Below are 12,190 nucleotides of genomic sequence, written 5' to 3'. Positions count from 1 at the left end.
GGACCCGGAGGCCGCCCGCCGCCGTCGCCCCTCCCGTCCCGCCGCCGCGTGGGGTAGCTTTCACGGCGCTGCGCGGGCGCCGAGGACGAGCCGGGCGCCCGGGACCGGGGAGCGGGGAGCGGGTTTGCGCGAGTACACCAACCCTCCGTTGGCGCTGTCGCCGCCGGTGGGCGGCCTGGCCGACGTCGTCTTCCGGCATGCCGAGACCGATCCGCTGCACGTCGCGCTGGGCCGCAAGGACGAGAGCGGACAGTGGCGGGACGTGACCGCGGCCGAGTTCCGCGACGAGGTGCTGGCGCTGGCCAAGGGGTTGCTGGCGAGCGGCATCCGGTTCGGCGACCGGGTCGCGATCATGTCCCGTACCCGCTACGAGTGGACGCTGTTCGACTTCGCGCTGTGGACGATCGGCGCCCAGGTGGTGCCGGTGTACCCGACCTCGTCGGCCGAGCAGTGCTTCTGGATGCTGTACGACGCCGAGTGCACGGCGGCGATCGTGGAGCACGAGGACCACGCGATGACGATCGCCACGGTCATCGACCGGCTCCCGAGCCTGCGCCGGCTGTGGCAGCTCGACGAGGGCGCCGTGCAGGAGCTGTACGACGCCGGCGCCCACCTGGACGACGACGTGGTGCACCGGCACCGCGAGGCCGTCACCCCCGAGTCGGTCGCCACGATCATCTACACCTCCGGCACCACCGGCCGCCCCAAGGGCTGTGTGATCTCGCACGCCAACTTCATGTACGAGGCGGACACGGTCATCGGGCGCTGGGAGCCGGTGTTCCACTCCAGGAAGGGCGACGAGGCGGCGACCCTGCTGTTCCTGCCGCTGGCGCACGTCTTCGGGCGGATGGTGCAGGTCGCGGCGATCCGCGGCAAGGTCCGCTTCGGTCACCAGCCGCAGCTGAACGCGGCCGCGCTGCTGCCGGATCTGCAGGCGTTCCGGCCGACGTTCATCCTGGCCGTGCCCTACATCTTCGAGAAGGTGTTCAACGCGGCGCGGCGCAAGGCGGAGAAGGACGGCAAGGCGGGGCCCTTCGAGAAGGCCGTCGAGGTGGCCGTGAAGTACGCCGAGGCGGTCGAGGCGAAGGCATGGGGCATCGGCCCCGGCCCCTCGGCGGGGCTGCGCATGCAGCACCAGTTCTTCGACAAGCTCGTGTACGCGAAGGTCCGCGCGGCGATGGGCGGCCGGATCCGCAACGCGATGTCCGGCGGCTCGGCGATGGACCGCCGGATGGGCCTGTTCTTCGCGGGCGCCGGCGTGCAGATCTACGAGGGCTACGGCCTGACCGAGTCGACGGCGGCGGCCACCGCGAACCCGCCCGAACGCACCCGCTACGGCACCGTGGGGCAGCCGATCCCCGGCGTGACCGTGCACATCGCCGACGACGGCGAGATCTGGCTGCGCGGCGGCAACGTCTTCCAGGGCTACCTGAACAACCCCAAGGCCACCGACCAGTCCCTGCACGACGGCTGGCTGGCCACCGGCGACCTCGGCCAGCTGGACGAGGACGGCTATCTGACGATCACCGGCCGCAAGAAGGAGATCCTGGTCACCTCGGGCGGCAAGAGCGTCTCGCCGGGGGTGCTGGAGGAGCGGGTGCGCGAGCATCCGCTGGTGAACCAGTGCATCGTCGTCGGCAACGACCGCCCGTTCATCGCCGCCCTGGTCACCCTCGACCAGGAGGCGGTCGAACACTGGCTGCAGATGCGCAACAAGCCCCGTCTCACCGCGTCGGAGCTGGTGCGCGACGCCGATCTGGAGACGGAGGTGCGCCGCGCGGTCGTGGCGGCGAACACCCTCGTCTCGCAGGCGGAGTCGATCCGCACCTTCCGTATCCTCGCCCAGCCCTTCACCGAGGAGCACGGCCTGCTCACGCCGTCACTGAAACTGAAGCGCAAGGCGATCGAGAACGCGTACGCCCGCGAGGTGGAGGCGCTGTACCAGGTGTGAACCGTCGCACGGCGGGCGACGGATTTCGCGGTCAGGAATGCATCACGGCCGCTGATCGTTGACGATGTCCGTACCACCTGACGGACAACCGAAGGATCAAGAGCTCGTGAGCAGCAAGGTCCCCCCGATCACCCTCAACAACGGCATCGAGATGCCCCAGCTGGGCTTCGGCGTCTGGCAGGTGCCGGACGACGAGGCGGAGCGGGCCGTCGCCACCGCCCTGGAGGCCGGGTACCGCAGCATCGACACGGCGGCGATCTACGGCAACGAGGAGGGCACCGGCAAGGCCATCGCCGCCTCCGGTCTCCCCCGCGAGGACGTCTTCGTCACCACCAAGCTCTGGAACAGCGAGCAGGGCTACGACTCGACGCTGCGCGCGTTCGACACCTCGCTCGCCAAGCTCGGCCTGGACTACGTGGACCTGTACCTGATCCACTGGCCGCTGCCGTCCAAGGACGCCTACGTCGACACCTACAAGGCGTTCGAGAAGCTGTACGCCGACGGCCGTGTCCGCGCGATCGGCGTCTCCAATTTCCTGCAGCCCCACCTGGAGCGGCTCATCGCCGAGACCTCGGTCGTCCCGGCGGTCAACCAGATCGAGCTGCACCCGCACCTCCAGCAGGGCGCCGCCCGCGAGTACCACGCCGAGCAGGGCATCGCCACCGAGGCCTGGTCGCCGCTCGGCTCGGGCAAGGGCATCCTGGAGATCCCGGCGATCGTCGCGATCGCCCAGAAGCACGGCCGCACCCCCGCCCAGGTGGTGCTGCGCTGGCACCTCCAGCTGGGCAACGTCGTGATCCCGAAGTCCGTGACGCCGTCGCGGATCAAGGAGAACATCGCGGTGTTCGACTTCAGCCTGGACGACGAGGACCTCGCCGCGATCAGCGCGCTCAACGAGGACCGGCGCCTGGGCCCGGACCCGGCGACGTTCGACGTGGTCTGAGCATCACCCTGTCGGACGATCACCCCTCCCGATCGTCACCCGATCACCACGCCGCCCCGGGACCCGCCGTCCCGGGGCGGCGTGGCGTTCCGCGCCGGGCGGGCGCCCGGGCTAGCGTCCCTGACCCGTGCACTCGTTTCCCACAGCGCGTACGCGTACCCGATCCCGCCGTCTCGCCCTGCCCGCGGCGGCCGCCCTCCTCGCCGCCGGTGTCCTCCCGGCGCTCGCCGGCCGCGGTGCCGGCGAGGCCTTCGCCCACGAGGCCTCCCTGGCGGCCCCTCTCGCCCACGAGGGTTCGGTGGCCGCCGCCGACCTGCTCGCCAAGGTGCGCTCCTGCAAGCAGGTGTCGCACGGCCTGTACCGCACCGACCAGGACAAGGCTCCCGCCGTCCCGGTGTGCGGGGCGAAGGGCGCGGTGTTCTTCACCGCCGACCTGGACATCGACTGCGACGGCCGCCCCAGCGCCCGGTGCAGCAGGGCCACCGACGCCTCGTTCCAGGACGACACCGCCTTCCACCAGTCCGACGGCAAGCCGCTGCGCGCAGACCGGCTGCCGTTCGTCGTCGTCCCCGGCGCGAGCGACCTGTGGGACTACCGCGCGGCGGGCGTGCGGGGCGGTGGCGTGGCGGCGGTGATCCACGACGACCAGGTCGAGTACGCGGTCGTCGGCGACGTGGGCCCGAAGCAGATCATCGGGGAGGCGTCGTACGCCACCGCCGACGCCCTGGGGCTCGACCCCGACCCGGAACACGGCGGCACCGACGCCCCGGTGACGTACATCCTGTTCACGGACTCCCAGGTCACGCCGCTCGAGAGTCACGGCGCGGCCGTGACCCTCGGCGAGCAGCTGGCCCGGGAGTTCCTGAGGAACAACTGACGCCGGGCGTCGTCAGACGGGCTGCCCGACGGGCCGTACGACGACCGTGTTGACGTCGACGCCCTCCGGCTGCCGCATCGCCCAGACGACCGAGTCGGCGATCTGGTCGGCGGTCAGCAGATGGCCGGGCGGCAGGCTGCCGTAGGCGTCCCAGAACGGAGTCTCCACCCGGCCCGGCGCCACCAGCGTCACCCCTATGCCGAACTCGGTGACCTGGCGCCGGGTGTTCTCCGCGAGCCCGGTCACCGCCCACTTCGTCGCGCCGTACAGGTTGCCCGGACCGTGGACGAACCCGGCGACGCTGCCGACCAGCACGATCCGGCCGCGGGTCTCCTTGAGGGCGTCGACGGACGCCCGGATCAGCAGCGCCGGCCCGAGCACATTGGTCAGCACCATCTCCGGCCAGAGCGCCGGATCGCCCTCCGCGACCGTGTCATGGGTGGCGAAGCCGGCGTTGGCGACGACGGTGTCGATCCGGCCGTACGCCTTCAGCGTGCGCGCGACGGCGTCCTGGACGTCGGCGTACTCGGCGGCGCTGCCGGCGACCGTCAGCAGTTGCTCGGGCTCCCCCAGCAAGGCGGCGAAGTCCCGCAACCGCTGCTCACCGCGTCCGGTGACGGTCACCCGCCACCCGTCGTCCAGCAGCTGCCGCGCGACGGCCGCGCCGATACCGCTGCCGCCGCCGGTGATGAGTGCGACCGGAGAATCGGTCATGACAAGCCCCCTGAGATGTCGTTCGCGTGGTGAACGAGCGGGAGTTCATCAGTTGGAGCGCACTCGATGTCAAGGACGGCCGGTCAGTACGGCCTGACCGCCGTGTGGACGGTGTGCGCGGCGAGGACGAACACGTCCGGGCGGTGGTGGACGCTCGCCGGGTCACCGGGGTCGAGGAGGCGGTCCAGGGCGGCGCGGTCCTCCGCGTCCAGGTCGTCGCCGAAGTTGTCGCGCTGCCGGTCGAGGAAGGTGACCACATGAGCGCGGGCCCGGTCGGGCACGGGCGCCGGGATGTCGAGCAGGAAGGTGCGGGTGCGGGTGTGCTTCAGGCCGGCCGCGGTGAGCAGCGCCGCCCAGTCCTCGGTCACGGCGACGCTCCCGGGCAGCTCGGCGCGCATCCGGGCGAAACGGTCCTCCTGCAGCGCGTCCAGCCGCGCCTGGAGCCCGGGGCGGCCGAAGCCGATGTCGCGGGGCAGGTGACGGGGCGGGAGGCCGCCTTCCAGCAGGGCCAGCGTGCCGCCGGGGGCCAGGCGCTCGGCGAAGGCGGCGAGGGCGGCGCGCTGGTCGCCGAGGTGGTGCAGGCTGCGGCTGGCCCACAGCAGGTCGGCGGGGTAGTCGAGGTCGTCCAGGGCCTCGGGCAGGTCCCCGGCCAAGGTGGCGAAGCGGTCGGCGACCCCGGTGCGCTCGGCGCGCGCCCGGGCCCGCTCCAGCAGCGGCGCGGAGCCGTCGGCGGCCAGCACCCGCGCGCCCGGGAACGCCTCGGCGAACAGGCAGGACACCACGCCGGGCCCGCTGCCCGCGTCGACGATCAGCCCCGGCTCGGTCACCTCCTTCCCCAGCCAGGCCAGCGCCCGTTCGTACAGGGGCGTGAACAGCTCGGCCTCCGACTCCAGGTACGCCGCCATCTCGGCCCAGTCGATGTCGGTGCCGTGGTCGTGGCCGTGGCCGTGCGCGGGGTGGTGGTGCTCGTGTGCCATGGTGGTCAGCCTCTCGTCCGGATGCGACCAGCGTGCGCCGACGCACGGCGCGGCGGCCAGCACTGTTGCCGGGACGGCAAAACGCGCGACGGCCCGGCCGTCGGGTCCGCGATCCGCCGGGACCCGGGCCGTGCGGCCCGGGTCCCGGCGGTCGCGCCCGGGGCCGGCTCCCCACTGCCGGCCCCGGACGGACGTGCACCCGCTACGGCAGCGGCGGGTAGGCGTTCTGCATCAGCTGCTGGAACTGGGCGGAGAACCAGTGGCCGGCCAGCGGCGCGTTCGGCAGGGCACCGCTGGGGTTGTTGCCGTTGCGTGCGTTGCCCCCGTACGTCGGGTCGCACATCCGGTCGAAGCCCTTGCCCTCGTCGTTGGCGACGGCGGAGCTGGACCCGTCCGACTCCCCCGGCGGCTTGACCCAGACATAGGCGTCGATCCCTGCGGCGGGCGCCGCGACGGGCCGTTCGCCGAGGCCCGCGCCGCTCTGGTTGCACCAGTTGCCGACGTGGAGGCGCCGGTCGGTGCGGCCGCCGTTGACGTAGTCGTCGACGGAGGTCAGCGGGCCGGGACCGGCCGGGCGCGCGGTGCCGCCCCAGCCGTTGCGGGAGGTGTCGATCAGCATGCCCAGGCCGGAGTTGAAGCCGGCCGCGACGAGCTTGTCACGCAGTCCCTGGGCGAAGGACTGCTCGTCGACGTACTGGTTCCAGTCGACCCACTTGGACTGGCGCACGGTCTGCCCGTTGACGGTGTCGGTGACCTTGACGTACGGCTCCTTGGTGGGGCTGTAGTTGGCGGTGTTGACGATGAACCCGGTCACGTCGTTCACGCTCGCGCCGTTGGAGGTCGCCGTACGGTAGAACTCCTGCACGGAGGGGCCGAGGTTGGTGTCCCAGCCGAGCCAGCCGTGGTGACCGGCGTCGATGTAGTTGTAGACGTTCGGGATCGCGCCCAGCTTGTCGAGGGCGTAGCCGACGCCCTTCTCGTAGTTGCCGTTGGCCTTCATGGTCACGCAGGCGTCGGTGGTGGTGCTGGTGCCGCCGGCGTTGGTGACGAGGTTGGGCAGCGAGTCGGGTTCGATGACGGTGGCGATGCGCAGGCCCGCGTACTTCGCGTCGGACAGGATCGATGCGATCGGGTCGATGTACTGCGTCTTGTACCTGTCGATGTCGTTCGGGCCGAGTTCGCCGTTGGAGGCGAGGGCGGCGCAGTCGCGGCCGGGCAGGTCGTAGATGACCAGCTGGACGACGAGGTTGCCGGAGCCCTTCTGCTTGAGCGCCTCGTCAAGGTGGGCGCGCAGCCCCATGCCGCCGTTCACGCCGTTGATCGCGGCGATCCGGTCGAGCCAGACGTAGGTGGGCTGGTTGGCGATCCGGCTGCCGCCCGGCTCGGCGGCGGCCAGCGCGGACCACTCGGGGTTCACGTACACCTTGGCCCCGGCGTAGGGGTTGTCCACCCGGCCGGTGGGATCGGGCGTCGGGTCGGTCGGCGTGGGGGTCGGGTCGGTCGGCGTGGGGGTGGGGGTGGGGGTACCGCCGCCGTCGACGGTGCAGGTGACGCCGTCGAGGGTGAACGTGGCGGGCACGGCGTTGGCGCCGCTGTAGGAGGCCTGGAAGCCGAAGCTCGCCGAACCGCCGGTGGGCAGAGCGCCGTTGTAGGACTCGTTGGCGGCGGTGACGGCGGCGCCGGACTGGGTGACCTTCGCGTTCCAGGCGTTGCCGATCTTCTGGTTGCCGGCGTAGGTCCACTTCAGCGACCAGCTCGACTTCGCGGCGCCGTTGTTGGTGACGGTGACGGCGGCGGTGAAACCGGTGTCCCACTGGTTCTGCACGGTGTAGCCGACCGTGCAGGCGGGCGCGGCGGCCGCGGCCCCGGCGGGCACGGCCGTGAGGGCTGCCGCACCGGAGCCGGCGGTCAGCGCCAGGGCGGCGATCAGGGCAAGTCTCGTACGACTCATGGGGGGTTCCTTCTAGGTGAGGGGGTTGAGGGCGCGCAGGTGGTCGCGCAGACCGGTGCCGTACGCGGTGGGGGTGCCGTCGTAGGAGGAGATGAGCGAGGGACCGGAGGAGCAGTCCCAGGTGTTCCAGGTCCAGCCGAGATAGGACAGACGGTGGTCGTCGAACCACTTCACGGCCCGGTCGACGAAGGAGTGGCCGCAGGTGTTCTCCCCGATCTCCCCGGCCACCAGCGGGACTTGCGCGGCGACCGGGGCGAGCGTGGAGTTCCAGCAGCTCTCGCCGGCGCAGGCGTTGAAGTTGTATCCGTGGTACGCGGCGGCGAGATTGCCCGCCGGGTCGGTGGGCCGGTACGTCAGCCACTGGCTCAGGTCGTTGGAGTAGGCCAGGCCGCCCAGCATGAGCACGTTCTGGGCGCCGGTGGCGCGCACCGCGTCGACCAGGTCCTGCATGCCGGCGACCTCGTAGCCGATCCCCGGGCAGGTGCCGCCGTCCCGCCAGCACTGCCAGGCCTGGGCGGTGGTGGAGGTGGCGCGGTCCGGGTAGGGCTCGTTGAACAGGTCGAAGACGACGGCCCGGTCGCCCTTGAAGGTGCTCGCGACCGACGACCAGAACGACGGGCTGTACTGCGCGTCCGGCATCGGCTTCTGGCAGGTGGCGTGCACGTCGGAGCAGCCCGCCGAGTTGCCGGTGTACTGCCCGTGGGTCCAGTGCAGATCGACGATCGGTGTCATGCCGTGCGCCTCGACCCGGGCCACCAGCTCCTTGACGGCGCTGATGTAGTGGGCGCCCGCGTACTCGGGCTCGACGTCGGGCAGGCCGAGCCAGCACTCCTCGTTGAGGGGGATGCGCACGGCGTTCGCCCTCCAGTCGGCGATCGCCTTGAGGGCGGCGTCGTCGACCGGGCCGTCCCAGATGCCGTGGCCCTGGACGCACATGAACTCGCCGCCGGAGCGGTTGACGCCGAGCAGCCGGTGCGCCGTGCCGCCGGCGTCGACGAGGGTGCCGCCCTGGACGTGCAGGGCTGGTGCGGTGCCGCCGGAGGGCGGCGGGTCGGTGGGGCCCGGACCGGTCGGGTCCGGGGTCGGTTCGGTGCCGGCGTTGCAGGGGGTGCCGTTGAGCTTGAAGACGGCCGGTACGGCGTTGGTGCCGGAGAACGAGCCGAGGAAGCCGACGCTCACGCTCGCGCCGGTGACGAGCGTGCCGTTCCAGCTCTCGTTGGACGCGGTGACGGTCGTGCCGGACTGCGACCACTGGGCGTTCCAGCCCTGGGTGACCTTCTGGGAGCCGGGGAAGTCGAAGGTCAGTCGCCAACTGCTCAGCGCTGCCGTGTTGTTGGTGACCTTCACGGCGCCCTGGAAGCCGGTGTCCCACTGGCTGGTGACGGAGTACTCCACCGTGCATGCGGGCGCGGCGGCCTGTGCGGTGACGACCGGCACGACCGCTGTGGTGAGCAGGGCGATCGCGCCGCCGACGGCTAAGAGTCCTGAACGCGGGGGGTGTCTCATCGAGCGACTCCTTGCAGTTCGGGCGCGTGAGGCACACGCGCCGACTGGATGGAACCGCTCCCACTGGTGCGACGGAAGGTAGCGCCGAGGAGCCGGGATGAACAGGGGGCGCACAGAATTTCCCGGAAGTCGCCCCCGTCGAATCTTTTCGACTCTTCAAGCGTCTTGACCCTCCGTCACCGCGTCCCCACTATGGGAGCGCTCCCACTGGTTCAGGCCTTGACTTCTCCGAGCCCGTACACCCCGAGCCGCAAGGAGGAACCAGCACCATGCATCCCCCACCCCGCGCACGCGGACCCGTACGGCGGCTGTGGACCGCCGCCGCGGCGGCCCTAGCCCTGCCGCTGTCGATGCTGGCGGGCGGCGCGACGACCGCGCACGCGGCCGCGCTCCAGTGCAGCGTCGACTACAAGACCAACGACTGGGGTTCCGGCTTCACCGCGGACCTGACCCTCACCAACCGCGGCACCGACGCCGTCGACGGCTGGACCCTGACCTACGCCTATGCGGGCAACCAGACGCTCAGCAACGGCTGGAACGGCACCTGGAGCCAGTCCGGCCGGACGGTCACCGTCAAGAACGCCTCGTACAACGGCACGATCGCCGCCGGCGCGGCCGTCGGCACCGGCGCGCAGTTCACCTACAGCGGCACCAACACCGCACCGGCGTCCTTCGCGATCAACGGCACGCCCTGCACCGGCGCGCACCAGCCGCCTGTTGCCGTACTGACCAGCCCGGCCGCGGGCGCGGTCTACACGCAAGGGGACGCCGTCCCCCTCGCGGCGACCGCGGCCGCCGCGGACAACGCCTCCATCAGCAAGGTGGAGTTCTACGACGACACCACGCTGCTGGGCACGGACACGACGGCGCCGTACGCGCTCCCGGCCTCTGGTTTGACCGTGGGCAGTCATTCCCTGGTGGCGAAGGCGTACGACAGCCTCGGCGCGTCGGCGTCCTCCACCCCGGTCGGCATCACGGTCGCCGCCGGGCCGTCCGTGGTCGCCTCCACGAACCAGCTGGCGGTGCGGCAGGGCAAGACGGCCTCGTACGAGATCAAGCTGTCGACGCGGCCCACCTCCGATGTCATCGTGACCACCGCGCGGACGGGCGGCAACAACGGTCTGAGCGTCTCCGGCGGCGCCTCGCTCACCTTCACCCCGGGGAACTGGTCCACCCCGCAGAAGGTGACGATCACCGCGGACGCCTCGGGGACCGGCGCGGCGGCCTTCGAGTCGACGGCCCCCGGGCTGGCGAAGGCGTCGGTGACGGTCACCCAGATCGCGGCCGCCAAGGAGTACGACGCCCGCTTCCTGGACCTCTACGGGAAGATCACCAACCCGGCGAACGGCTACTTCTCGCCCGAGGGCATCCCCTACCACTCGGTCGAGACGCTGATCGTGGAGGCCCCCGACCAGGGCCACGAGACCACGTCCGAGGCGTACAGCTATCTGCTGTGGCTGCAGGCGATGTACGGCAAGGTGACGGGTGACTGGTCGAAGTTCAACGGCGCGTGGGAGCTCATGGAGAAGTACATGATCCCCACCCACGCCGACCAGCCGACCAGTTCCTTCTACAACGCCTCCAAGCCGGCGACCTACGCGCCCGAGTACGACACCCCGAACGAGTACCCGGCCAAGCTCGACACCTCGGTGCCGGTGGGCTCGGACCCGATCGCCGGTGAGCTGAAGAGCGCCTACGGCACCGACGACGTCTACGGCATGCACTGGATCCAGGACGTCGACAACGTCTACGGCTACGGCAACGGGCCCGGAAAGTGCGAGGCCGGCCCGACGGCCACCGGGCCGTCGTACATCAACACCTTCCAGCGCGGCCCGCAGGAGTCGGTGTGGGAGACCGTCCCGCAGCCCACCTGCGACGCCTTCAAGTACGGCGGCAGGAACGGCTATCTGGACCTGTTCACCGGCGACTCCTCCTACGCCAGGCAGTGGAAGTTCACCGACGCCCCGGACGCCGACGCGCGTGCGGTGCAGGCCGCCTACTGGGCGGACGTGTGGGCCAAGCAGCAGGGCAAGGGCACGGCGGTGTCCGGCACGGTCGCCAAGGCGGCCAAGATGGGCGACTACCTGCGCTACGCGATGTACGACAAGTACTTCAAGAAGATCGGCAACTGCGTCGGTCCGTCCGCCTGCGCGGCCGGCACCGGCAAGGACGCCTCGCACTACCTGCTGTCCTGGTACTACGCCTGGGGCGGCGCCACCGACACCTCGGCCGGCTGGGCCTGGCGCATCGGCTCCAGCCACGTCCACGGCGGCTACCAGAACCCGCTCGCCGCGTACGCCCTCAGCTCCTACGCCGACCTGAAGCCCAAGTCGGCCACGGGCGCGGCCGACTGGGCCAAGTCCCTCGACCGGCAGCTGGAGTTCTACCGCTGGCTGCAGTCCTCGGAGGGCGGCATCGCGGGCGGCGCGACCAACAGCTGGGCGGGCCGCTACGCCACCCCGCCGGCCGGTACGGCGACCTTCTACGGCATGTACTACGACCCGGCGCCCGTCTACCACGATCCGCCGTCCAACCAGTGGTTCGGTTTCCAGGCGTGGTCGATGGAGCGTGTCGCCGAGTACTACCAGCAGACGGGGAGCGCGGCCGCCAAGGGCGTCCTCAACAAGTGGGTGAAGTGGGCGCTGTCCAAGACCACGGTCAACCCGGACGGCACGTACCGCATCCCCTCCACGCTCCAGTGGACCGGGCAGCCGGACACCTGGAACGCGGCGAGCCCGGGCGCCAACGCGGGCCTGCACGTGACCGTCGCCGACTACACCGACGACGTCGGCGTGGCCGCCGCGTACGCCAAGACCCTGACGTACTACGCCGCCAAGTCCGGTGACACGCAGGCGAAGTCGACGGCGAAGGCGCTGCTGGACGGCATGTGGACCCACTACCAGGACGCGCTCGGTGTGGCCGTCCCGGAGACCCGCGCCGACTACAGCCGCTTCGGCGACAGCGTGTACGTGCCGAGCGGCTGGAGCGGGACGATGCCGAACGGCGACGCGATCAACTCGTCCTCGACGTTCGCCTCGCTGCGGTCCTTCTACCAGAACGACCCGGCCTTCTCGAAGGTCGAGGCCTATCTGAAGGGCGGCGCGGCACCCGTGTTCACGTACCACCGGTTCTGGGCCCAGGCGGACGTGGCACTCGCCCTCGGCTCGTACGGGGAACTCCTCGAGTAGCCCCACCCACCATGCACACGCCGGGCGACCCCCCGACCTGGGGAGCCGCCCGGCTCCCGTGTCACCGCGCCGGTCACCCGGAC

General features: G+C 71.2%; 8 protein-coding genes. 4 read left to right on the top strand and 4 right to left on the bottom strand.

The window, feature by feature from the left end; all coding sequences use genetic code 11:
• The first annotated feature begins 124 nt into the window (after nt 1–124).
• From ACZ64A_RS02650 to ACZ64A_RS02640, 3 genes are all read left to right on the top strand, one after another.
• Nucleotides 125–1,951, top strand: a complete 1,827-nt coding sequence (locus ACZ64A_RS02650) for an AMP-dependent synthetase/ligase (protein ID WP_469807743.1) — start codon at nt 125–127, stop codon at nt 1,949–1,951.
• Between the two features lie 106 nt (nt 1,952–2,057).
• Complete coding sequence (locus tag ACZ64A_RS02645) at nt 2,058–2,894, top strand: aldo/keto reductase (protein ID WP_469807742.1); 837 nt, start codon at nt 2,058–2,060, stop codon at nt 2,892–2,894.
• Nucleotides 2,895–3,021: 127 nt separating this feature from the next.
• On the top strand, nt 3,022–3,771 hold the full coding sequence (locus ACZ64A_RS02640) for a glycoside hydrolase family 75 protein (RefSeq protein ID WP_469807740.1): 750 nt from the start codon (nt 3,022–3,024) through the stop codon (nt 3,769–3,771).
• Between the two features lie 12 nt (nt 3,772–3,783).
• Here the strand turns inward: ACZ64A_RS02640 and ACZ64A_RS02635 are convergent, their stop codons facing one another.
• The 4 genes from ACZ64A_RS02635 to ACZ64A_RS02620 all read right to left on the bottom strand — a co-directional run bounded on the left by ACZ64A_RS02635 (nt 3,784) and on the right by ACZ64A_RS02620 (nt 8,919).
• Entirely contained in the window at nt 3,784–4,485 is a 702-nt protein-coding gene (locus ACZ64A_RS02635) for an SDR family oxidoreductase (RefSeq protein WP_469807738.1), read from the bottom strand.
• Nucleotides 4,486–4,568: 83 nt separating this feature from the next.
• Nucleotides 4,569–5,462, bottom strand: a complete 894-nt coding sequence (locus ACZ64A_RS02630; protein WP_469807737.1) for a methyltransferase domain-containing protein — start codon at nt 5,460–5,462, stop codon at nt 4,569–4,571.
• Nucleotides 5,463–5,664: 202 nt separating this feature from the next.
• Nucleotides 5,665–7,413 (bottom strand): glycoside hydrolase family 6 protein, encoded by a 1,749-nt coding sequence (locus tag ACZ64A_RS02625; RefSeq protein WP_469807735.1) that lies wholly within the window; start codon nt 7,411–7,413, stop codon nt 5,665–5,667.
• A gap of 12 nt (nt 7,414–7,425) precedes the next feature.
• Nucleotides 7,426–8,919, bottom strand: a complete 1,494-nt coding sequence (locus ACZ64A_RS02620; RefSeq protein ID WP_469807734.1) for a cellulose binding domain-containing protein — start codon at nt 8,917–8,919, stop codon at nt 7,426–7,428.
• A gap of 269 nt (nt 8,920–9,188) precedes the next feature.
• Between ACZ64A_RS02620 and ACZ64A_RS02615 the strand changes: the two genes are divergently transcribed.
• A complete protein-coding gene (locus ACZ64A_RS02615; protein WP_469807733.1) occupies nt 9,189–12,107 on the top strand; it encodes a glycoside hydrolase family 48 protein in 2,919 nt (972 codons plus the stop codon).
• Nucleotides 12,108–12,190: the final 83 nt, after the last annotated feature.

The organism is Streptomyces sp. NPDC104814 (genome assembly GCF_055583185.1).
Note: the sequence above shows the minus strand (reverse complement) of the source record. Positions and strands in the feature narration are given on the sequence as shown.